Source organism: Amycolatopsis sp. NPDC051045, assembly GCF_040682955.1.
GTDB lineage: Bacteria > Actinomycetota > Actinomycetes > Mycobacteriales > Pseudonocardiaceae > Amycolatopsis.
Map to the genome: position 1 here is coordinate 50,038 of NZ_JBFBCC010000013.1, position 21,654 is coordinate 71,691.

At 72.3% G+C, this 21,654-nt stretch carries 18 protein-coding genes; 8 read left to right on the forward strand and 10 right to left on the reverse strand.

What is annotated here, in order from left to right:
* Nucleotides 1-150 precede the first annotated feature (150 nt).
* From AB0M80_RS27635 to AB0M80_RS27645, 3 genes are read right to left on the reverse strand one after another with little or no spacing between them, the layout of a single operon-like run.
* Complete coding sequence (locus tag AB0M80_RS27635; RefSeq protein WP_364570742.1) at nucleotides 151-1,161, reverse strand: SDR family oxidoreductase; 1,011 nt, start codon at nucleotides 1,159-1,161, stop codon at nucleotides 151-153.
* Nucleotides 1,158-1,469 carry a hypothetical protein gene (locus tag AB0M80_RS27640; protein ID WP_364570745.1) on the reverse strand — a complete coding sequence of 104 codons (312 nt, stop codon included), beginning with the start codon at nucleotides 1,467-1,469 and terminating at the stop codon, nucleotides 1,158-1,160. Before AB0M80_RS27640 ends, AB0M80_RS27635 begins: the two co-directional genes overlap by 4 nt.
* The gene (locus tag AB0M80_RS27645) at nucleotides 1,466-3,259 is read right to left on the reverse strand and encodes a thiamine pyrophosphate-requiring protein (protein WP_364570748.1); all 1,794 of its coding nucleotides are present in this window, start codon (nucleotides 3,257-3,259) and stop codon (nucleotides 1,466-1,468) included. Before AB0M80_RS27645 ends, AB0M80_RS27640 begins: the two co-directional genes overlap by 4 nt.
* Before the next feature lie 145 nt (nucleotides 3,260-3,404).
* Between AB0M80_RS27645 and AB0M80_RS27650 the strand changes: the two genes are divergently transcribed.
* The 8 genes from AB0M80_RS27650 to AB0M80_RS27685 all read left to right on the forward strand — a co-directional run bounded on the left by AB0M80_RS27650 (nucleotide 3,405) and on the right by AB0M80_RS27685 (nucleotide 12,210).
* On the forward strand, nucleotides 3,405-3,881 hold the full coding sequence (locus tag AB0M80_RS27650; RefSeq protein ID WP_364570751.1) for a MarR family transcriptional regulator: 477 nt from the start codon (nucleotides 3,405-3,407) through the stop codon (nucleotides 3,879-3,881).
* Nucleotides 3,882-3,957: 76 nt separating this feature from the next.
* Nucleotides 3,958-6,345, forward strand: coding sequence for a molybdopterin-dependent oxidoreductase (locus tag AB0M80_RS27655; RefSeq protein WP_364570754.1), 2,388 nt, complete (start codon nucleotides 3,958-3,960; stop codon nucleotides 6,343-6,345).
* Nucleotides 6,342-6,821: a hypothetical protein gene (locus AB0M80_RS27660; protein WP_364570757.1), complete on the forward strand. Its 480-nt coding sequence runs from the start codon at nucleotides 6,342-6,344 to the stop codon at nucleotides 6,819-6,821. The genes AB0M80_RS27655 and AB0M80_RS27660 overlap by 4 nt, the downstream gene beginning before the upstream one ends.
* Nucleotides 6,822-6,854: 33 nt before the next feature.
* Entirely contained in the window at nucleotides 6,855-7,304 is a 450-nt protein-coding gene (locus tag AB0M80_RS27665; protein WP_364571182.1) for a DUF6098 family protein, read from the forward strand.
* A 522-nt stretch (nucleotides 7,305-7,826) separates the two neighbouring features.
* Nucleotides 7,827-10,550, forward strand: coding sequence for an ATP-binding protein (locus tag AB0M80_RS27670; RefSeq protein WP_364570760.1), 2,724 nt, complete (start codon nucleotides 7,827-7,829; stop codon nucleotides 10,548-10,550).
* Entirely contained in the window at nucleotides 10,547-11,044 is a 498-nt protein-coding gene (locus AB0M80_RS27675; RefSeq protein ID WP_364570763.1) for a roadblock/LC7 domain-containing protein, read from the forward strand. Before AB0M80_RS27670 ends, AB0M80_RS27675 begins: the two co-directional genes overlap by 4 nt.
* Nucleotides 11,041-11,433 carry a DUF742 domain-containing protein gene (locus AB0M80_RS27680; RefSeq protein WP_364570766.1) on the forward strand — a complete coding sequence of 131 codons (393 nt, stop codon included), beginning with the start codon at nucleotides 11,041-11,043 and terminating at the stop codon, nucleotides 11,431-11,433. Before AB0M80_RS27675 ends, AB0M80_RS27680 begins: the two co-directional genes overlap by 4 nt.
* Nucleotides 11,434-11,445: 12 nt before the next feature.
* A complete protein-coding gene (locus AB0M80_RS27685; protein WP_364570769.1) occupies nucleotides 11,446-12,210 on the forward strand; it encodes an MHYT domain-containing protein in 765 nt (254 codons plus the stop codon).
* 45 nt (nucleotides 12,211-12,255) lie between these two features.
* Here the strand turns inward: AB0M80_RS27685 and AB0M80_RS27690 are convergent, their stop codons facing one another.
* The 7 genes from AB0M80_RS27690 to AB0M80_RS27720 all read right to left on the reverse strand — a co-directional run bounded on the left by AB0M80_RS27690 (nucleotide 12,256) and on the right by AB0M80_RS27720 (nucleotide 21,508).
* Entirely contained in the window at nucleotides 12,256-14,652 is a 2,397-nt protein-coding gene (locus AB0M80_RS27690) for a hypothetical protein (protein WP_364570772.1), read from the reverse strand.
* Between the two features lie 286 nt (nucleotides 14,653-14,938).
* A complete protein-coding gene (locus AB0M80_RS27695; protein ID WP_364570775.1) occupies nucleotides 14,939-15,661 on the reverse strand; it encodes a GntR family transcriptional regulator in 723 nt (240 codons plus the stop codon).
* 71 nt (nucleotides 15,662-15,732) lie between these two features.
* Nucleotides 15,733-17,226, reverse strand: a complete 1,494-nt coding sequence (locus tag AB0M80_RS27700) for a beta-N-acetylhexosaminidase (RefSeq protein ID WP_364570778.1) — start codon at nucleotides 17,224-17,226, stop codon at nucleotides 15,733-15,735.
* On the reverse strand, nucleotides 17,223-18,041 hold the full coding sequence (locus AB0M80_RS27705) for a carbohydrate ABC transporter permease (RefSeq protein ID WP_364570781.1): 819 nt from the start codon (nucleotides 18,039-18,041) through the stop codon (nucleotides 17,223-17,225). Before AB0M80_RS27705 ends, AB0M80_RS27700 begins: the two co-directional genes overlap by 4 nt.
* Nucleotides 18,038-18,970 (reverse strand): sugar ABC transporter permease, encoded by a 933-nt coding sequence (locus AB0M80_RS27710; protein WP_364570784.1) that lies wholly within the window; start codon nucleotides 18,968-18,970, stop codon nucleotides 18,038-18,040. Before AB0M80_RS27710 ends, AB0M80_RS27705 begins: the two co-directional genes overlap by 4 nt.
* Before the next feature lie 62 nt (nucleotides 18,971-19,032).
* On the reverse strand, nucleotides 19,033-20,307 hold the full coding sequence (locus AB0M80_RS27715) for an extracellular solute-binding protein (protein ID WP_364570787.1): 1,275 nt from the start codon (nucleotides 20,305-20,307) through the stop codon (nucleotides 19,033-19,035).
* A gap of 31 nt (nucleotides 20,308-20,338) precedes the next feature.
* Nucleotides 20,339-21,508: a carbohydrate-binding protein gene (locus AB0M80_RS27720; RefSeq protein WP_364570789.1), complete on the reverse strand. Its 1,170-nt coding sequence runs from the start codon at nucleotides 21,506-21,508 to the stop codon at nucleotides 20,339-20,341.
* Nucleotides 21,509-21,654 lie beyond the last annotated feature (146 nt).

Sequence of the window (21,654 nt, forward strand, 5' to 3'; positions counted from 1 at the left end):
CGCCAGTGAGTTACCGAGCCGGCTTAGGGGAGCGGACGGCCCGGTCACCTCGGCCGAAGGGCGGTTCGAGTGCCGGGACCTCGTCCTTTCGGCCGAGGCCGAGGCCGAGGGAGCACCGACGGCAAGACGGGGACAGGAGGCCTGAGCCGGTCACGACCGGGCTCGGCGCCACACCGCCACCGCCGTCGCGGCGAGCGCACTCCCGCCGGCGGTGAGCAGGCCGTGGTGCCGGCTCGCCCAGAGCTGGAAGCTGCGCGGGGTCGCCTTGTCGTCGAACTGGCCGTGGGCGCCGAAATCCCGCGTGCGGTCGGCCGGGGTCCACAGGTTCTCGGGCTGACCGGCCGGCTTGTCCGCGTCCGTCTGCTGGGACCGGTACCCGGTCCGGGCGAGGTAGCGGTCGAGGAGGCCGGGGGCGACGGCGTTCGCGACGAGCGTGCCGACGGTGCTGCCGCCGACCCAGTACTCGCGCCGGCGCGGGTGGCCGGCCGCGTGCAGCACCGCACGGGCGGCGACCTCCGGCTGGTAGATCGGGGGCACCGGCTGCGCCTGGTGCGGCAGCTTGGACCGGACCCAGGAGAACTGCGGCGTGTTGACCGCCGGCATCTGCACCATCGTGGTGCGGACCTGGCTGCCGTCGTGCAGGAGCTCGCAACGCAGGGCCTCGTTGAAGCCCTGGACGGCGTGCTTCGCACCGCAATACGCGCTCTGCAGCGGAATCCCGCGGTAGGCCAGCGCCGAGCCGACCTGCACGATCGTGCCGCGGTCGCGGGGCTTCATCCGCCGCAGGGCGGTCATGGTGCCGTGCACGTAGCCGAGGTAGCTGACTTCGGTGACGCGGCGGAACTCGTCCGGCTCGATCTCGTCGAACGGCGCGAACACCGAGGTGAAGGCCACGTTCACCCAGACGTCGATCGGGCCGAGCTCCTTCTCGGCCCGATCGGCCGCGGCGTCGACCTGGTCGAAGTCGGCGACGTCGGTGGGGATCGCGAGCGCCGTCCCGCCGCCGCGGTCGACGTCTTCGGCGGCGGCTTCGAGCCCTTTCTCGCCCCGGGCCAGCAGGGCGACGCGGGCCTGCCGCGCGCCGAAGGCCCGGGCGACCGCGCGGCCGATGCCCCCACTGGCCCCGGTCACGACGACGACCTGGTTGTCCGTTCCGGTCATGATTGCCTCCGTTCTCCGGTGCGGGCCGCACGGGCCCAGGCGGCCGCGACCACCGCGTTCGCCAGCGCCGCGGCCCGCCACCGGCGGGACACCACCGCCAGGCCGAGCATGCTCACGCTGTGCGCCGCGTCGAGCGTCCAGCCCCAGCGGGCGACCATTCCGTCCGGCCGCCGCAGGGTGGCCGTGGCCTGCGCCAGGTGGCGGATACCCAGCGCCAGCGCCACTTTCCGCGGGATCGGCAGGGACCGCGACGCGACCACGAGCCCGCCGCCCCACAGCGCCCGCGCCGCAGCGACCCCGCGCGTCATCGGCCCTTCCCCGGCAGGAACTCCTGCAGCTTCGTCTTGACGCCCTGGGCGACGAGGTGCAACGCGTCGGGATCGCCCTTGAGCACGGCCTGGGCCGCGGACTTGACCTGTTCGAAGGTGGCGTGCGGCGGGATCGGCGGCACGTCCGGGTCGCACCGGACGTCCAGCACCGCCGGCTTGCCGGCCGAGAGCACGGTGTCCCAGGCCGAGGCCAGCTGGCCGGGCTTGTCAACCGTGACGGCGGCGAGCCCCAGGGACAGCGCGAAGCCGGCGTAGTCGACGTCCGGCAGGCTCTGGGATTCCTCGAACTTGGGTGCGCCGCCCATCGCGCGCAGCTCCCAGGTGACCTGGTTGAGGTCGTTGTTGTGGAAGACGCAGATCACGCAGGTCGGGTTGCTCCAGAGGGTGTGGTAGCGGGTGATGGTGATCAGCTCGGCGAGGCCGTTCATCTGCATGGCGCCGTCGCCGACGAGGGCGATCACCGGCCGATCGGGGTGGGCGAACTTGGCCCCGATCGCGTACGGCACGCCGGCGCCCATCGTGGCCAGGGTGCCCGACAGCGACCCGCGCATGTCACCGCGGATGCGCAGGTTGCGGGCGTACCAGTTGGTCGACGAGCCGGAATCCGCGGTGACGATGGCGTTCTCCGGGATCCGCTTCGACAACTCGGACACGATGGCCATCGGGTTCACCGGGTCGGCGTCCACCGAGGCTTCCTTCTCGACGGTTTCCCACCACGAAGCCACGTTCTTCTCGATCGTCTCGCGCCACGAGGAGCCCGGCTTGCTCGTCAGCCGCGGCAGCAGCGCGCGCAGCGTCGCCGCGCTGTCCCCGACGAGGTTCACCTCGGTCGGGTAGCGCATCCCGATCAACCGGCCGTCCAGGTCGATCTGCACGGCCCGCGCCTGGCCGAAGTCCGGCAGGAACTGGCTGTACGGGAAGTTCGAGCCGACGATCAGCAGCGTGTCGCAGTCGCGCATCAGCTCGTAGCTCGGCCGGGTGCCGAGCAAGCCGATCGAGCCGGTCACCCACGGCAGGTCGTCGGGCAGGACGTCCTTGCCCAGCAACGCCTTCGCCACGCCGGCGCCGGTGACCTCGGCGACCTGGCGGACCTCCTCGGCCGCGCCGCGCGCGCCCTGCCCGACCAGGATGGCGACCTTCTCGCCGGCGTTGAGCACCTCGGCGGCCGCCTCGATGTCCTGTTCGGGCGGCACCGGCCGGGACCGGGACGTGCTCGGCGGGCTGGAGGGCACCTGCTTGAACGCGTGCTGCGGCGGGGAGTACGGCTCCTCCTGCAGGTCCGCGGGGATGATCAGCGCGGTCGGGCAGCGGGACGACTCGGCCGTGCGGATCGCCCGGTCCAGCGCGTTCGGCAGCTGCTCGGCCACGTTGACCTCGACGAGGTATTCGCTCGCGACGTCCTTGAACAGCGCCTGCAGGTCGGTCTCCTGCTGGTAGCTGCCGCCCATCGCGCTGCGCGCGGTCTGCCCGACGATCGCGACCACCGGGACGTGGTCGAGCTTCGCGTCGTAAAGCCCGTTGAGCAGGTGGATCGCGCCCGGGCCCGACGTGGCCATGCAGACGCCGACCTTGCCGCTGAACTTCGCGTAGCCGACCGCCGAGAGGGCGGCCATCTCCTCGTGCCGGGCCTGCACGAAGCGGGGCTGGTCGTCCGCCTTGCCGAAGGCGGCGACGAGGCCGTTGATGCCGTCGCCCGGATAGGCGAAGACCTGCTCCACGCCCCACTCGCGCAGGCGCTGGAGCAGGTAGTCACCGACTGTCTGGCTCATGAGTACTCCCTTTGCTTCGCGGTGCCGCTTCGGCGAGCGCATCGAGGACCCGGCGAGCGCACTTTCGCACCGTCCGGTTCCCCGGCTGGGCTGTCGGCGGCGCTCACGATGCGCTGTACCCGCTTTCGGCGGTTATCATGCTTGCGTGACGCAAGCGTGGGCGGAGCAAGACGGCACCGAAGCGGCCTTGGCGGTGCTGCGGGCGATGGTGATGATCGCCGACTCGACCGTCGAGCGGAACACCGAGCAGCTGACGCTGACCCAGTTCCGCGCGCTGCGGGTGGTGGTCGACCGGACCCCGGTCACCATGGGCAAGGTGGCGCGCGAGCTGGCGATGAACCCGTCTTCGGTCACCCGGGCGTGTGACCGCCTGGTCGCGCTGAACCTGCTGGAAAAGGCGCCCAACCCGCTGAACCGGCGGGAGACGCTGCTCGCCCCGACCGCGCCGGGACGCCAGCTCGTGGACCGCGTCGACGGCGACCGCCGCCGGGTGCTGGCGGGTGTCCTGCACCGGCTCGACGCCGGGACGCGCGCAGCCGCGATCGCCGCGTTCGAGCGGTTCGCCGGAGCGGTCGACGCGGACGAATCGGATTCACAGTCACTGTTGCGTGGCGCAAATTAAACACCCGAGAGAAACGTTTGCCCGCGGGAGGAGCGGGTATCCCGGCTGAGTCGGTTCGTGATCGGAGGTCCTTGCGGTGGGAAAACGCGACGGAATCACCGAGCCCTGGGGGACCAGGACGCCCTACGGGCCGGGCGAGCCGTGGCCGGTCCGGGTGGACAGTCACCTCGGCGGCGGCCTGCGGCCGGACGACGTCGACCGCTGGGTCCGCAGCGCCGCGGTACTGCACTCCAACGGCGACGGGCTCGACATCGCAGTAAAAGACGGCCGGATCGCCGGTGTCCGCGGCCGCGCGGACGACCGCGTCAACCGCGGGCGCCTCGACCCGAAGGACCTCTTCGGCTGGCAGGCCGGCTCGTCGCCGGACCGGCTGACGACGCCGCTGGTGCGCAAGCACGGTGAGCTGACCGAAGCGAGCTGGGACGAGGCGATGGACCTGATCGTCCGGCGCAGCAAGGAGCTGCTGGACGACCAGGGGCCGGGCGCGCTCGGCTTCCACACCAGCGGCCAGCTGTTCGCCGAGGAGTACTACACCCTCGCCGCGATCGCCCGCGGCGGGCTCGGCACGAACCACCTCGACGGCAACACCCGGCTCTGCACGGCGACCGCGGCGGCCGCGCTGAAGGAGTCCTTCGGCTGCGACGGCCAGCCGTCGTCCTACACCGACGTCGACCACGCCGACGTCATCGCTCTCTTCGGGCACAACATGGCCGAGACGCAGGCGGTGCTGTGGTCGCGCGTGCTCGACCGGCTGGCCGGCCCGAACCCGCCCGCGGTGCTGTGCGTCGACCCGCGGGACACCCCGGTCGCCCGGGCGGCGACGCTGCACCTGGCGCCGCTGCCCGGGACCAACGTCGCGCTGATGAACGGCCTCCTGCACGAGATCATCGAGCACGGGTGGGTCGACCGCGCGTACGTCGAACGCAGCACGGTGGGCTACGACGACCTCGCCGCGATAGTCGCGGATTACCCGCCCGAGCGCGTCGCGCCGATCTGCGGCCTCGACGCGGAGCAGATCCGCGAAGCGGCCCGGCTGCTGGGCTCCGCCGAACGGCTGCTGTGCACGGTCCTGCAAGGCTTCTACCAGTCGCACCAGGCCTCTGCGGCCGCCGTGCAGGTCAACAACCTGGTCCTGCTGCGCGGCATGCTCGGCCGGCCCGGCGCCGGCGTGCTGCAGATGAACGGCCAGCCCACCGCCGAGAACACGCGCGAATGCGGCGCCGACGGCGACCTGACCGGGTTCCGCAACTGGGCCAACGACGACCACGTGGCCGAACTCGCGCGGCTGTGGAACGTCGACGTCGGCAAGATCCCGCACTACGGGCCGCCGACGCACCTCATGCAGATGCTGCGTTACGCCGAAACCGGCACCCTGCGCTTCTTGTGGGTGTCGGCCACCAACCCGGCCGTGTCCCTGCCCGAGCTGCACCGCATCCGATCCATCCTCGACTCCTCGCGGCTGTTCCTGATCGTGCAGGACGCCTTCCGCACCGAGACCACCGAGTTCGCCGACGTCGTGCTGCCCGCGGCGATCTGGGGCGAGAAGACCGGCACGTTCACCAACGCCGACCGCACGGTGCACCTGTCGGAGAAGGCGATCGACCCGCCCGGCCAGGCGCGCGCCGACCTGGACATCTTCCTGGACTACGCGCGGCGGATGGACTTCCGCGGCAACGACGGCGAGCCGTTCCCGCAGTGGCATGACGCGGAAACCGCATTCGAGGCGTGGAAACGCGCGTCCGCGGGGCGGCCGTGCGACTACAGCGGCCTCAGTTACGCGAAACTGCGCGAAGTCAGCGGCGTCCAGTGGCCCTGCACCCCCGACCGTCCGGACGGGACGGAACGGCTGTACGCCGACGGGAAGTTCTTCGCCGGGCCCGAGTACTGCGAGAGCTACGGCCGTGACCTCGTCACCGGGGCGCCGGTGGAACCGGTCGAGTACCGGGCGATGAACCCGGACGGCAAGGCCATGCTCAAGGGGGCCGAATACGTCGAGGCGCACGAGCGGCCGGACGAGGACCACCCGTACTTCCTGATCAACGGCCGGAGCCTCTACCACTTCCACACCCGCACGAAGACCGGCCGGGCGCCGGAGCTGAACGCGGCCGCGCCGGAGGTGTGGCTCGAAGTGTCCGAACGCGACGCGGCCGCCGCCGGGTTCGCCGAGGGCGACCTCGCGGAGGTCTCGACACCCCGGGGGGCCGTCCGCGCCCGGATCCGCGTCGGCGGGATCCGCGACGGCGTGCTGTTCCTGCCGTTCCACTACGGCTACTGGGACGTCGAGCACCCGGCGGGCAAGGACGGCGACCGCGCGGCCAACGAGCTCACCTTCACCGACTGGGACCCGGTGTCCAAGCAGCCGCTGTTCAAGACCGCCGCGGCCGCCCTGCGCAAGGTCTCGGCGGTCGCGGTCCCGCGGCCCGAGCCGGTGCCCGCGGCCGTCGACGAGGAGGTCGTCCGATGAAGCTCGGACTCGTCCTGCGCGAACTGCACCGCGCGGAGACGTCCCTGGCCAAGGACCTGCTGAAGACCTCGGACCGGCACCACGCGGAGCACGAGGTCCACCACGTCGCCCGGGACCTGGCCGCCTGGTCGGCGGCGCACGTCCGCGACGTCGCCCGCGCCGGTGCGGCTTACGACCTGGACCTCGGTGAGGACGTGCCGGGCCCCGGCCCCCTGGAACCGCTGCGGACGGCACTGGCCGAGCTGAGCGCCCGCCGCCCGGAGCCGGGCCTGCTCCTGCTCGCCGACCTGCGCCGGCTGCACCGCCGGGCGGCGGGCGTGTCGCTCGACTGGGAGCTGCTCGCCCAGAGCGCGCAGGCGGCGAAGGATGCCGAGCTGCTGGCCCTGGCGACCCGGTGCCACCCGCAGACGCTGCGGCAGCTGAAGTGGGCCAACGCGACGCTGAAGGTGCTTTCCCCGCAGATCCTGACCAGTTAGGTTAGCCGCGCGACGCGAGGGTACTGCGTGATCATGCTGCCGACGGTGAAGGATCTGGCCGAGCTGGCCCGGCTCTTCGAAGAAGAAGGCGACGACGACCTGTACGTCCGCTGGTCGCGGGGACCGGAGATCGATCTCGCGGACTCCGCGTCGAGCCGGGACGGGCTGACCGGTATCGCCCTGCCGGGGCTGTCGGCGAACTCGCTGCGCCGGGAACCGTGGTGGCGCGACCGCTCGGTCCGGCTGTGGCTGGCGCGCCGCCTGTACGACTACGAGCACCTGCGCGATCTGCGCGGGCCCGGAGTCCGGCCCTGGGTCCTGCGTGGCCGCGAGATCGCCCGCGGCCCGGACAACGAGCCGCTGGTCGTGGACGCGGAGCCGCTGGCCTGGGTGGCCGACGAGGTGCTTGAGGAGGCCCGGACCCTGGTCGACGAGCAGGGTTCCCGCGAGTGGGGTCCGATGGACCGCCGGGGCGCCCGCTGAGCGTTCACCGCTGCGGGTGGTCCCCGCCGCGCAGGAACAACAGCGGGGCGTCGCCGAAGCGGGCCGCAGTACCGGCGTCCCCGTCCCGGAGCCCCACCCGGGAATTACTAACACACCACGCGACCAATGGCCGACTTCGCCACGAATGCGCCGCCGCAACTGCTGTGGGTAATTCTGCCGCCAGTGCGCCGGAATTCCTCGCTGGCGGTCGGGAGCCGCCCGGAGCTGCGTGAACGTCCTTGTACATTGTACAAGCAGCGACCATCGGAACACTATGCGTGAACCGCTCCGGTCCTTCGGATTCAATTCGCTCCCCGCGTTCCGAAACGCCGCTGCGCAGGGTTGACAAGGATGCCGGGCGTGGGGTTCTCTGCTGGTCGGCTCGATCAACACGACGTCTTCCCCGGTCCGGGAACCGGGTTCCGGTCCGCTCGCCGGCGTCCGTGGTCGGCCCTGGGGCCCCTTCTCCTGTCCGAGTTCGACGTCAGCCGTGCCTTCGGCTGGGAATCGAGCGATTCCGCCATGCACGAAAGCAGATCCACCCCCCGCCGGCCGGCGGACGCCGCGTGGTGGCCGGCGCACTGGAGCGTCCGCACCAAGATCAGTGTCGTCCTCCTGCTGCCGGTCCTGGTCGCGGTGGCGCTCGCGGAAATCCGGATCCAGGGCGAACTCGACCGGGCGACCGCGCTCAGCGCGGCGCGCGACCGGCTGCCGGTGCTGCACGACACGATCGACCTGACCGCGTCGCTGGGCGAGGAGATGGTCGCCGCGGTCGCCGTTCCGGCCGGCGCGCCGGACACGCTGACCGCCGCGGTCGACGCGAAGGTGGCCGCGGTCCAGCGGGACACCGGCTTCGCGCCGCTGCCCGCCGACACCGGCCGGGCGCTGAACACCGCGCTGGGCAAGCTGGCCGGGATCCGCGCCGCCGGCGGCGGCGACGTCCGCACGAAAGCCGCCGGCTACAACGACATCATCGCCACCCTGGGCGACCTCGTGCCCGCGTTCGTCCCGGCCGACGACGGCGGCGAAACCGCGGCGGGTGCGGAAACCGCGCGGCTGCTGGTGCACCTGCGGGCCGAGCTGGCCACCGAGGAAACCTACGCGCGGGCGGCGCGGAACAGCCCGGACGACGCTTCGCTGCGGCCGGCCGTGGTGCAGACCGCCGCCGAGCAGGAGGTGCTCGGCGAGCAGGCCGAACACCGGCTCTCCGGTGATCTCCTGGCCCGGTTCAAGGCGGCGACGAGCTCCGCCGAAGCCCGCCTCGACTCGCTGCAGCAAGCCGGGACCGGCGGCGCGCCGCTCGCGTCGTTCGCCCCCTCGATCACCGCCGAGACCACCGTCGTGACGGGCGTGCTGAACGACGTCGCAGCGAAGCTGGCGGGAGACGTTTCGGCCGCGGCCGACCGGGCCCGGTCGGATTCGCTGCGCGACACGGCCCTGGTCCTCGGTGCGCTGCTCGGCGCGCTGGCGATCGCGCTGCTGGTGGTGCGTTCGCTCGTCACGCCGGTGCGCCGGCTGCGCGCGGCCGCCCTGCGCGCGGCGAACGAACAGCTCCCGGAGACCGTCCGGCAAATCCGGGAGGGCCACGACGTCGACTGGCGCGCGGTGCCCGGCTCCGGCGTCCGGACGGAGGAGGAGATCGGGCAGCTGGCCCGCGCGTTCGACGACATGCACCGCCAAGCGGTCCGGCTCGCCGTCGAGCAGGCCGAGCTGCGCAAGCAGGTCAGCGAGATGTTCATGACGCTGTCGCGGCGGAGCCAGTCGCTGGTCGAGCAGCAGCTGTCGATCATCGAAGACCTCGAGGCCGAAGAGCAGGACCCGCGGCGGCTCGACGAGCTGTTCCGGATCGACCACATCGCGACCCGGCTGCGCCGCAACGGCGAGAACCTGCACGTCCTGGCGGGCGGCCGCCCGGTCCGGCACGGCCGCGAACCGGTACCGACGCGCGACCTGCTGCGCGCGGCGACGTCGGAGGTGAAGGACTACCGGCGGGTGGCGCTGGGCAACGCACCGCGCAGCTCGGTGCAGCCCGAGGCGGCCGCGGACGTGGTGCACATCCTCGCGGAGCTGCTGGAGAACGCGACGCGGTTCTCGCCACCGGAGCACAAGGTGGCGCTGACGGCTGACCGCGGCGCCGACGGCGGGCTGCTCATCGAGGTCGTCGACCAGGGGCTGGGCATGACCCCGGCCGAGCTCGCGGCGGTGAACGACCGCCTCGCGGCGGCCGGGACGGTCGGCCCGGAGACGACCCGCCGGATGGGGTTGTTCGTGGTCGGCCGGCTCGCGGCGCTGCACGGGGTGACGGTGAGGGTGCGGGCGACCGGCACGGCAGCGCGCCACGCGGGGGTGACGGCGAGCGTCCACGTCCCGGGCACCCTGGTGCTCGCCGACCTGGCCCGCCCGATCGGCGCGGGCCGGCTCGTGCCCGCCGGAGCGAACCGCACCGGCGGCCACCCGCGGCCGCCGGTGGTGCCGGCCCAGGCCTCGACGCCGATCTTCGAGCAGGTCGTGACGAGCTGGTTCACCGAGCCGGCGGCGAAGCCGGTGGTCCGGCGGAACGGATCGGCCGGGCCGGTGGAGTGGCCGGCAGTGGGGGAGAGGGCCGAGGTGGTCCCGGCCCAAACCGGCTTGGCCGGCCGAGCGGAAACCCCCGCTGTCCACCGAACCTCCGGGTCCGAATCCTTCGCCGCTCACCGAAGCTCCGCGCCCGAATCCCCTGCTGTCCACCGTAGCTTTGTGCCCGAATCCTCGGCCGCTCACCGAAGCTCCGCCCCCGAATCCCCTGCCGCCCACCGAAGCTCCGCGCCCGAAACCCCCTCGGCCGCGCCCCCCGCCGCATCGGCGTTGCCCGCCGCCGATTACGCGATTCCCGCCCCGGACTGGCCCACTTCGGTCGACGAGCCCGTCGATGAGCCCGTCGAAAAGCCTGTCGCCCGTACCGAAACCGCCGTCGTGGGCGAGTGGGAGACTCCGGCCGACCGTACGCGGCAAGCCGCCGAAAGCGCTCTCAAGCCCGCATTTGCGCAGCGGCTCACCGAGGCCGGTCTGCCGGCCCGGCGGCCCGGGGCCCAGCTCGCGCCCGGCGCGGTCGTCCCGCGCGTGCGCGAGCAGACCGGTGGGACGTTCCGCGACGCCACCGCCGTCCGCAGCAGCCTCTCCCGCCACTACCAGGGCATGCGCGCGGCCCGGCAGGAAACCGCGGCCCGCACCGAAGAATCCGGAAAGGACGAAGAGGATCCGCGATGACGGAACTGCACCCTCGGCGCCCCGGCGCCGAACCGCCGGCCCGGTCCCTCCGCGGGACGGCCTTCCCCGGTCCCGCGGCGCCGCCCGAACGGACGGCGACGCTGAACTGGCTGGTCAACGGGTTCGTCCAGGACGTCTCCGGGATCGCGCACGCCGTGCTGGTCTCCGCCGACGGCTTGCTCGTGGCCGCCGACGAGGCGCTGCCCCGGGAACGCGCCGACCAGCTCGCGGCCATCGCGGCCGGCCTGTCCAGCCTGTCGCTGGGGACCGCGGAGCTGTTCACCGCCGGGCGGGTGGTGCAGTCGGTGATCGAGATGGAGCAGGGGTTCCTGCTGCTGATGAGCGTGGGCGACGGCTCGAACCTCGTCGTGCTCGCCTCGGCCGGCTGCGACATCGGGCTGGTCGGCTACGAGATGACGATGCTGGTCGAGCGGGTGGGGCAGAAGGTCGACGTGCCCGCGCGCGGGATATCGGTGGCCCAGGACCACCGGTGATCGACGATCCGCCGCCCGGCCCGTCCGGGGACGAGCCGCGCCGCAGCCCGGCGCTCGCCCGCCCCTACGCGTGGACGGAAGGCCGGACGGCGCCGTCGGTGGAGATCGCCGTCGAAGCGCTGGTCGAGACCACGGCGGCGGGCCGGGCCGAAGCCGCCTACCCGACGTCGAGCGCGTCGGCGGAGGTCATCGAGCTGTGCGTCCGGCCGCGGTCGCTGCTGGAGATCGCCGCCCTGCTGGCGCTTCCGCTCGGCGTGGTCCGGGTGCTCGTGTCGGACCTGATGCAGGACCACCTGGTGGTCGTCCGCGACACGCTGTCGGACAACCCGAGCTGGGACGAACGCCACGACCTGATGGAACGCGTGCTGTACGGGCTGCGCGACCTGTAGAGAGGACTCGCCATGGAGCATTTCGCGCTGGGGCACTGGCTGCTCGTGCTCGCCTACCTGACGTCGGTGGTCGGCTGCGCGCTCGGGCTGGCGTGCGCGGTCCAGGCCCGGCATGCGGCGAACCCCCGCCACCGCGTGCGGTGGCTGGTGCTGGCGGCGATCTCGATCGGCGGCGTCGGCATCTGGCTGATGCACTTCGTGGCGATGCTCGGCTTCAGCACCCCGGGGATGCCGGTCCGCTACGACGTCTTCCGCACGGTGCTGTCGGCGGTCCTCTCGGTGACGGCGGTGTTCGCGGGGCTCGTGGTGGTGGGTGGCCGCGCGAAGTTCGGCTGGTGGCGCCTCGCCCTCGGCGGCGTGCTCACGGGCCTGGCGGTGAACGTCATGCACTACACGGGAATGTCGGCGCTGCGCGTCAAAGGCGACTTCGGTTACGACGGCGGCCTGGTCGCGCTGTCGGTGGTGATCGCGGTGGTGGCGGCGACGGCGGCGCTGTGGTTCGCGGTGTTCCTCGACCGCCTCTCGTTGCGGCTGCTGGCGGGCTTCGTGATGGGCGCGGCGGTGACGGGCATGCACTACACGGGCATGGCGGCGGTCCGGATGACCATGGACGTGAACGCGCCGGACCCGGCGGGCGCGGAGGTGTTCTCGTTCCTGTTCCCGGTGTTCGTGCTGGCGGCGATCGCGATGGCGGTGCCCCTGTGCGCGGTCTTGATGGCGCCGGCGGTTTCGCCGAAGGCCCCCGAGCCGGCCGCGGGCGACGCCGTCACGGTGTGAGCCGGCCCGCGGGGAACCTCCCCGCGGGCCGGTGACCTCACCTCCCTACAGGCTGCACAGCAGCGAACAGGCCTTGGCCGACGACCAGTCCGTGGTGGACGGCGGCGTCCCCGGGGGAACGTTCACCGGCACGTAGGTCACCTTCGCCTTGTTGGTGATCGGGAACAGGTTCAGCAGCGCGTACGTCGCGCAGTACACCTGCTTCGACTGGCCCGCCTGCAGCGTGAACGGACCCGTCTGGCACGACGGCTCCACGGTGTCCACCACCTGCGCGGACGTAATCCCCACCGGGCCGTGGTTCGTCACCGTGATCCGCCAGTACGCCGACGCCGCGAGCACGCCGAGCAAGCCCACCGGGGCCTGTTTCGCCCAGGGACCGGCGCCGCCCGCGCCGCACTGGGCCGGGTGGGACGCCGTGCAGATCTCCTTTTGCACGGTCACGTCCGGGGTGCACGACGCGCCCGGGGCGACCGGGAGCGTCACCGTGTTGGACGTGAACGAACCCGTCGAATCCGTGCCCGTCGCCGTGTTCGCCACCGACGTCACCGCGCAGTCCGTGGCGATCGTCGTGCGGAGGCACAGCTGAGGTGCGTCGCCCGCGAAGTCGACCACCAGCGAACCGCTGAAGCCGGCCGCACTGTGCAGGACCAGCGTCGTCGTCACCGTGATCGACGGGTGTGCCGCCACCGAGACGCCGGTCAGGTCGACCGAGCCGTCCGGGGCGAAGCCCGGCGTCGGCACCACGGCGCCGCCGGAGTCGACGACCGTCACCCTCGACGCCGCGAAGTCCACGTTCGCCGGGTCGATGCCGACCAGCCGCGCCGCCGTATAGCCCTGGACGTGCGATCCGCCGTCGCAGTAGAAGTCACCCGGGCGAAGCGTCACCTGCGCGCCGGAGCGGACACATGGCGTGGCCCCGGTGGCCGGGTCCATCGAGAACAACACGCCCGCGTCGCCCAGGCCGATCAGGCAACCCGACGGCGGGTCGTACGTGTAGCCGTAGTCCCGCGTGGCCCCGCCGTTGACCGACGGGTGGGTGATCAAGGCGGGCAACCCCGCGCACGCCGCCCCGGTCGTCCAGTCGTGGCACAGCGCCGCACCCGCAATGCCGCCGTTCCAGACCGGGAGGTAGCTGCGCAGGTGGCCGCCCGGGTCGGTGACGACCTCCGGGTTGAAGACGTAGGTCCCGCTCGGCAGCGCGGCCGCGCCCGGCGGCGCGGGCAGAGCCGAACCGTCGAGGGCGTAGCACGTCGTGACGTTGGTGCTGCCGGTCGTCGACGAGCACGCGCCCACCGGAGCGCCGGCCGTGCTGAAGGCCGTGTAGGCGTTGTAGGTGAAGTTGCCCGCCGGTCCCGTCGGCCGCCAGGACGCCCAGCCGGCGCACGCCGTGGCCGTCGTCGGGTCGAAACAGCCCAGCGACGGCTGCTGTCCGGTGCCGGGGTTCGACGAGGACGCGAACACCTTGCCCGCGACCACGTCCAGCGCGCCGTAGACGTGCGGGTTCCCGCTGATGGGCGGCGCGATCGGCGCGTACGGCTGGCCGCCGCAGGCGCTCTGGGTGGCGATGGTCCAGCAGACCACCGCGCCGCTGCTGATCAGGCCGTACACGTTGCCGCCGGTTTCCACGAACCCGGTGAGGCCGCTCACCGGCGGCGATCCGCCGAGGGCGGCCAGCGGCCAGTACCCGCAGTTGGCCGCGGCGGCCACGTCGAGGCAGGCGACGCCGACGGACGCGGCCGTGACGGCGGGGTAGTAGACCTTCGCGGGCGTGGCGGGGTCCCGCACGTACTGCTCGACCATGGTGGTGGTGATGTCGCCGGCCCCCAGGGTGCCGAGCGGGCCGGGCGCGGTGTTGAGCACCTTCGGCCACGGGCCGCCCGGGCAGCGCGTCCCGGTGGCGAGATCGGTGCAGACCACCTTCGGCGCGGTGGCCCCCAGGTGGTGGTAGATGTTCCAGGCCTGCAGCGTGCCGCCCGGGGTGCGGTACAGGATCGGGGTGAAGCCGTCACCGCCGGTCGCGGTGGTGACCGCCTGCACGGGCGGGGTGAGGGCGCCGGTCAGCTGGGTCGCGTCGGGCCCGGCGGCGGGGTTCGTCGCGCGGACGGCGGTCACCCCGGAAGCCGGTTCGGTGCCGGTGAACGTGCTGCCGTCGGTGGACCACTCCGGCGTCCACCCGGGCGGCGCGTGCAGCGAGCCGGCCTGGTAGGCCTGGCCCGCGCCGACGGCGTCGGTGATGGTGGCGGCGCCGGTCGTGGTGGCGTGGTCTTCGTAGCCGACGACCCAGTTCGCGGTCGCGCCGTGCGCGGCGGGCGAACCGGTGCCCTGCACCGACTTCGTCAGCGCCGAGACCGCCGGAGCGGGATCGGCGGCCGCGGGCAGCGGGACGGCGGTGGCCGCGGCGAGCACCAGGGGCAGGAGCGCTCCCAGCATGCGTCTTCGCATGAATGGTCCTCGATTCATTTCGAGAGAAAAGCACGGGAATCGTTTCCCGGCCGAAGGAAAATCCTATGCCCGCACCGGCGACGCGGTGAAGCGCTTTCACTCGGGCGCCGAAAAGGCGATGCCAACAGCGCAATTTCGCCCCGCGGGCCGCGGTGGGCACCTGGCGTGACGAGGGGATTTCGGCGCGAAGGTCACTCGGACGCCGCCCGCGTTCACTCTTTCGTGTAACGAGGGGAGGCTAAGAAAGCCCGTTTTCGGAAGGCGGTGAAGAATTATTCACCGGAAACTAACCGGATTCGGCGTCGAAGCGGAGTTTCGACGTGATGCGGTAGCGGTCGCCGCGGTAGACCGACCGGGTCAGCTCGACGATCCGGCCCGTCGTGTCGCGGGTGCGGCGCGCGATGTGCAGGATCGGGGCGTACACGGCGATTTCCAGCAGTTCGGCCTGGCCGGGGTCGGTGACCGCCGGCTCGATCGTCTGCACCGCGTCCTGCACGGCGATCCCGAAGCGTTCCCGCAGCAGCCGGTAGAAGTTGCCGGTTTCGAGGTCCGCCGGCCGCAGGCCGGGAACCAGGGAAGCGGGCAGCGCCAGGCGTTCGATCGCGATCGGTTCGTCGTCGACGTGGCGGACGCGGGTGACGCGCAGCACCGGCGTGCCCGGTTCGCGCTCCAGCTCGGCGGCCAGGGATCGCGACGCCGGCGCGGTGGCGAACGCGACCACCCGGCTGGTCCAGTGGCCCTCCGCCGGGGGCACCGCGAGCCCGGTCGCCAGTTCCTGGGTGACCTTCTGCGGGCTGGTGAACGTGCCGCGGCCGCGCTGGCGCACCAGCAACCCGGTGCGGGTCAGCTCGTCGATGGCCGCCCGGACGGTCGGGCGCGAGACGCCCAGCTCGGTCGCGAGGTCCCGTTCGGAGGCGAGCCCGGTGCCCGGATCGGCGTTCTCGATCACCTTCAGCAGGTGCCGCCGGACGCGGTCGCGCTTCACGGTGGGCGGCCGGTCCGCCGGCACATCGGCAATCTTTCGGGGGTTCCGGGTGGCGGAGCCCCCGGCCTGGGGCGAAGCCCCGGATGGCGCAGCGGTCAAGGCACCGTCTTCCCGGGTACGGGGACCGCGCCGGCGAACCGGACGCGCTCCTTCGGCAGGGCACCCAGCGCCCGCAGCCGGTCGAGGTGCGCGGCCAGGCGCTGGTGGAAGTCAGCATAATCGCGGCCCGGCGGCGACCACGCCCGCTCGGCCAGCGCGCACAGCCGCGGGAACGCCAGGTGCCGCACGTGGTCGGGTGTCGGGGCGTGTTCGGTCCACAGCTGGGCCTGGGTGCCCAGGACGCCCGGTCCGGCTCCGTCGGCGACCGGGAGCCCGCCCGCGAGGGGATCGAAGCGGTAGACGTCCTCGAGCGTCGTCACCGGCCCGCGCGGTGGCTCGCCGGGGTCCTCGCTCTGCGGGTAGTCGAAGTAGGTCGCGGTGTGCGGTGCCATGACGACCTGGTGGCCGCGGGCGACGGCGAGCGCACCGTGCGCGGCGTCGCGCCAGGCGGTGACGACCAGCCCCGCGGGCAGCCGTCCCGCGGCGTGGCCGGTTTCGTCCCAGCACACCGCCTGGCGGCCCAGGTCCGCGACGACGTCGTGCAGCCGGCCGAGGAACCACGGGTGGAGTTCGGCGGGGCGCACCCCGAGCCGGGCCGCTTGCTGCCGCGCGCCCGGGCTCGTCTCCCACTGCGTGGTCGGGCATTCGTCGCCGCCGATGTGCAGGTGCGGGGCCGGGAAGACGTCGGCGACTTGCGTGAGCACGTCCCGGCAGAAGGCGAAGGCGCCGTCGTGGACGCCGAGGATGTCGGGGCTGATGCCCCACTCCGTCCACACCGGCAGCGGGGTTTCCGGCCGGTTGCCGAGCTCGGGGTAGGCGGCCAGGGCCGCGCGCACGTGCCCGGGCAGGTCGATCTCCGGCACGACCCGGACACCGCGGCCGGCGGCGAAGGCGACCAGGTCGCGTAGCTCGCGCTGGGTGTAGAAGCCGCCGTGCGGGACGCCGTCGAAGACGCCGCTGCCCGCGGGCCCGACCATCGACTCGGCGCGCCACGCCCCGATTTCGGTCAGCCGGGGCCATCCGTCGATCTCGATCCGCCAGCCCTGGTCGTCGGTGAGGTGCAGGTGCAGGACGTTGTACTTGTGCAGGGCCAGCAGGTCGACGAACTCGCGGAGGAACTCCGGCGGCATGAAGTGCCGGGCGACGTCGAGCAGCACCCCGCGCCAGGGCAGCCGGGGTACGTCGCGGATCGTCAGGCACGGTAGCCGCGGGAGCAGCTGGCGGACCGTCTGCACCCCGGCCAGCAGACCCGCTTCCGTGGACGCGGTGAGCAACGCGCTTCCGGCCGTGACGTCGAGGGTGTACTCCTCCGGTCCGAACCCCGGGGCGACGGCGAGCCGGACCGCTGGTCCACTGTGGACCAGCGGCAGTCCCGCGTACGCCGCGAGCAGCCGGGCCGGGCCGTCCGTGCCGGGACCGGGCCGCACGCCGGCGGGCGCGAAGGAACCGGCGCGGCGGGCCAACCGCGCGGGGTGGGGGATGAGCATCATCCCTTCACCGCACCCGCGGTCATGCCCTCGACCAGGTGGCGCTGCACGAGCGCGAAGAAGACGACGACGGGCAGCGCGAACAGCGTCGAGGCGGCGATGAGGCCGCCGTAGTCGGTGCCCGTGCTGGTGCTGAACGAAACCAGCCAGACCGGCAGCGTGTAGCCCGAGCTGTCCTTCATGATGACATAGGCGAACAGGAAGTCGTTCCACGCCGTGATGAAGGCGAACACACTGGTCGCGATCAGCCCGGGCAGCACGAGCGGCAGCAGGACCGAGCGCATGACGCGCCCGCGCGTGGCCCCGTCGACCATCGCGGCTTCTTCCAGCTCGACCGGGATGCCGTGCAGGAAGCCGCGCAGCGTCCAGATCGTGAACGGCAGCACGAGCGCCACGTAGGTCAGGATCAGCCCGGGCAGCGTGTCGAGCAGGTGCGCGCTCTTGAGGCCGAGGAACAGCGGGATGACCAGCGCGGGCACCGGCACCATCTGCAGCACGAGCACGCCGACGAGGAAGCTCCGGCGCCCGAAGAACCGGAACCGGGTCAACGCCGTCGCGGCCAGGAAGGCGACCACGACGGACAGGGCGACGACCGCGACGACGACCACGACGCTGTTGACGAGGTCCTGGACGAACCCGGGCTTGGCGAGCGCGTCGGCGAAGTTGTCCAGGGTGACGTCGAAGGGCAGGAATTCCGGGCTGGGGCTGAGGATCTTGCCCGCGGGCTTGAACGCCGTGAGCACCATCCAGTAGACCGGGAAGATCCACACCAGGCAGAACACAGTGGCTGCGGTATTTCGGCCGAACCGCCGGATCACAAGTCCTCCCCGGAGCGGACGAGCCGCCGCACGTACACGGCGGTCAGTCCGACGAGCAGCGCGACCGAAACGACGGCGATCGCCGCGCCCTGGCCGAAGTCGTTGCGGCTGAAGGCGCGGGTGAACGTCCAGATGCCCAGCGTCGTCGTGCCGCCGTCCGGGCCGCCCTGGGTGAGGATCCAGATCTGGTTGAACACGGTGAAGTCCCAGATGACCGAGAGGATGGTGACCAGGCCGAGGATCGGCTGCAGGAACGGGACGGTGATCGTGCGGAGCACCCGCCACGGCCCGGCCCCGTCCAGTGCCGCGGCTTCGTAGTAGGACCGCGGGATCTGCGACAGGCCGGCGTGGAGGGTGAGCGCGACGAACGGGACCGACTGCCACACGACGAGCAGCCAGACGAGGGTGAACGCCGAGGCGGGGCTCGTGGTCCAGTCGTGCTGGGTGAAGTGCCCGAAGCCGAGCCGCGTCAGCAGCCAGTTCACCACGCCGTACCCGGGCTGGAAGAGCCATTGCCAGACCAGGGTGGACGCCACGTTCGGCAGCGCCCACGCCGCGATCAGGCACAGGGTGACGGCCGTGCGCATGCCCCGGCCCAGGCGCCGCAGCAGCAGGGCGACGCCGAACCCGATCACGAGCGTGCCGGCGACCAGTGCGGCGCAGAACCCGACGCTGCGCGCGAGGACTCCGGGCAGCTGGGGATCGCCGAGAACGGCGGCGTAGTTGTCCCCGCCGGCGAAGCTCGTCGTGCCGGTGAACAGCGACCGCAGGCCGTACTCCTGCAGCGAAATGACGACCAGCCGGACGAGCGGGTAGCCGAGCACGAGCCCGAGCAGCACGGCCGCGGGCAGGAGCAGGCCGTAGGGCAGCAGGGACCGGCGGCGGGGTGCCGCCGTTCTTTCCCGGGGGTGCGCCTTCTCGAGCAGCACGAAGACTCCTTCGCAGCACAGGGGCGGGGTGGTCCGGCGGCCGGCCGGCTCACCCCGCCGTCTCAGCGGGCGCCCAGCGCCTCGGTCAGGTGGGCGTCGAATTCCCGGGCGGCGTCGGCGATCGGCCGGCGCCCGGTGGCGATGTCGGCGAAGAACGTGTTGATGGACTTGTCGCTCTCGATCGTCGCCCAGCCGGGTGCGGCCGGGGTGGCGACGCTGGTCTTCGCCGCGGTGGCGAAGGCCGCGTTGAGCGGGGGCAGCGCCGGGGTGACCTGGTCGATCAGCTCCGTGGAGATCGGCGTCCAGCCGTCGAGGCCGGCGATCGCGTCGCGCTGCACGGCGGGGTCGGTCGCCGCCTTGAGGTAGGCCAGCGCGAGGTCCTGGTTGCGGCTCTTGGCGGCGATGGCCAGGTCCGAGCCGCCGAGGAACACCGGCTGCGTCTTCCCGGGGGTGGTGCTCGGGAACGGGAACGTGCCCAGGCGGTCCTTCAGCTCAGGTTTGTTCTTGAGCACGGTGTTGACGCTCGTGTCGAGGATGGCCGCCGCTCCGCCGGCGGAGAAGATCGCGGCCTGGTCCGGGGCCTTGGTGTCGACGTTGCGGGACGCCGGGGAGGAGTAGGCGTTCTGGAAGTCCTTCCACGCCTGTAACCCCTTCAGCGCTTCGGGGCTTTCGAGGGCGCCGGTCCACTTCCCGTCCTTCTGCGTGGCGAGCTGCCCACCGGCGTCCCAGACGAACTGCAGCGCGCCGAACCAGTACCGGCCGGGGAAGTGGAAGGCCGAGTAGTCCGGCGCCGGGTGCTTCGCCTTGACCTTGTCCAGGGCGGCGGTGAGTTCTCCGAAGGTCTTCGGCGGCGCGGTGACGCCGGCGTCGGCCCAGGCCTGCTTGTCGTAGATCACCGCGCGGTTGCCGGCGAACAGCGGCGCGGCGTAGAGGTGTCCGTCCACAGTGGCCGGCCCGGCGAGGCCGGGCAGCCAGGTCTGGCCCGCGGCGAGCTCGTCGTGGCGCGGGGTGAGGTCGGTCAGCGCACCGTTGGCGGCGAACAGCGGGACGTTCGTGTTGCCGATCTCGATGACGTCGGGTGTGGTGTCCTGGGCCAGCGCGGTGCTGATCTTCGTGTTGATGTTGTCCCATTCCTGGATCTGCACGGTGACCTCGGCGCCGGTGGCCTTCTCGAAGGCGGCGGTGATGGCCGAGGCGGCCTTTTCGCTGAGGTCGCCGTTCATCAGCCAGACGGTCAGCGTGCCGCCGCGGGCGGCGGGAGCGGGGGTTTCGGTACCGCAGGCGGTGGCGGTCACGGCGGCGACGGCCAGTGCGGCGGCGAGGGTGCGTCTGCGCATCGGAATTTCCCGGTGGGTGAGGGGGAAGAGGTCAGCAGTGGCCGAGGTCGCGCCACTGGGCGGTGAGGCCGGGCTCCGACCCCTGGGTCCACCAGTTCGCCTGCCAGAGGTGGGCGTTGTGCTGCACGCGCTGACCTTCCAGGTACACCGCGCCCCGGTCCCACTCCGGCGCCGTCGAACAGTTCGCGGACGGGGACGGGGTGGTCGGCGTCGTGACCGTCGTCGGCGTGGCAGGGGTGGTCGGCGACGGGCTCGTCGGGGTCGTGCAGCCGCTGACGGTGTCCACATGGGACGTTCCGGCGGAGCGGTACTGCCCGGCCTTCGCGACCGCGTCGGCCGGGGCCACGACCTGGTTGCCCGCGTAGTAGGTCCAGTCGACCTGTTCGGTGTAGGCGCTGGTGCCGCCCGTGTGCCCGGCGGTGTCGATGAACCACATGTTGTAGTTGATCGACATCGGCGTGCGCGGGTACACCGGGTTGCCCTGGGCGTCGGTCGTGTGGTCCGCGGTGAGCACGCCGTCGATGTAGTACTTGACGTGCCCGGCCGAGACCTGGGTGACGATGTCGTGCCAGCCGGCGAGGCTGCGGTTCTGCGCGGTGGAGGTGCGCAGGCCGTCCCACGTCGGGTTGTTCCAGTAGGTGTACCAGCTGGTCTGGTAGTTCGCCTGCGAGCCGCCCCAGCCGCCGTTGGGGAGGTACTCGGAAAAGTCGAGCTCGCTGTAGAGCGGGTCGCGGTCGTACCGCAGCGGGGAAATCGTGAAGTACGTTTCGTTGACGTGGTCGCCGTCGGGGCCGCTGTCCGGCGCGTCGGTGAAGCGGACGCGGCTGGCGTAGGTGCCTTCGCGGAACCGCAGCTGGTTCTGGTACAGCTCGGCGTGCGTCGTGCCCGCGGCGCTGCCGTCGGTGGTGGCGGTGAGCTGGGCGACGCGCTCGCCGTTCACGGCCGGGAAGCTGATGTTGCCGGTGAGCCAGCGCGCGCCGGGCACGCCGGGGCTGCCGACGTCGTTGCGCGTGGTCCAGCCGGCCTGGCCGAAGGCGGCGTCGGTGGGCGCGGCGTAGTGGAAGTCGTCGAACAGCACGCCGCAGCCGGCGGCCACGGCCCCGGGGCTGGCGTCGGCCCCGCCGGAGAGGAGCAGGGCCGTCGCGGCCGCGGTCGCGACAGTCGTCAAGGCTGCGGTGGTGATCCGGGTGGTCCGAAACATGGGTCTCCTCCTGGGGATGGCCGTACCGCGGGGAGCGCCGATTGGTCTAGACGAATCAGGTGGCCAGTACCTTCCTCTTGACCATTGGTAAAGTCAAGAAGGGGTCAGAAGTTACCTTTGGTAAGGTTGAATGGGCATGACGAACC

Bases quoted from the DNA above. Each gene is read 5' to 3' on its own strand.
- AB0M80_RS27660 (WP_364570757.1), top strand. From the start codon at position 6,342: ATGAAGCTCGGACTCGTCCTGCGCGAACTGCACCGCGCGGAGACGTCC.
- AB0M80_RS27690 (WP_364570772.1), bottom strand. From the start codon at position 14,652: ATGCGAAGACGCATGCTGGGAGCGCTCCTGCCCCTGGTGCTCGCCGCG.
- AB0M80_RS27700 (WP_364570778.1), bottom strand. From the start codon at position 17,226: ATGATGCTCATCCCCCACCCCGCGCGGTTGGCCCGCCGCGCCGGTTCC.
- AB0M80_RS27715 (WP_364570787.1), bottom strand. From the start codon at position 20,307: ATGCGCAGACGCACCCTCGCCGCCGCACTGGCCGTCGCCGCCGTGACC.
- AB0M80_RS27685 (WP_364570769.1), top strand. From the start codon at position 11,446: ATGGAGCATTTCGCGCTGGGGCACTGGCTGCTCGTGCTCGCCTACCTG.
- AB0M80_RS27670 (WP_364570760.1), top strand. From the start codon at position 7,827: ATGCACGAAAGCAGATCCACCCCCCGCCGGCCGGCGGACGCCGCGTGG.
- AB0M80_RS27665 (WP_364571182.1), top strand. From the start codon at position 6,855: ATGCTGCCGACGGTGAAGGATCTGGCCGAGCTGGCCCGGCTCTTCGAA.
- AB0M80_RS27675 (WP_364570763.1), top strand. From the start codon at position 10,547: ATGACGGAACTGCACCCTCGGCGCCCCGGCGCCGAACCGCCGGCCCGG.
- AB0M80_RS27640 (WP_364570745.1), bottom strand. From the start codon at position 1,469: ATGACGCGCGGGGTCGCTGCGGCGCGGGCGCTGTGGGGCGGCGGGCTC.
- AB0M80_RS27635 (WP_364570742.1), bottom strand. From the start codon at position 1,161: ATGACCGGAACGGACAACCAGGTCGTCGTCGTGACCGGGGCCAGTGGG.
- AB0M80_RS27720 (WP_364570789.1), bottom strand. From the start codon at position 21,508: ATGTTTCGGACCACCCGGATCACCACCGCAGCCTTGACGACTGTCGCG.
- AB0M80_RS27645 (WP_364570748.1), bottom strand. From the start codon at position 3,259: ATGAGCCAGACAGTCGGTGACTACCTGCTCCAGCGCCTGCGCGAGTGG.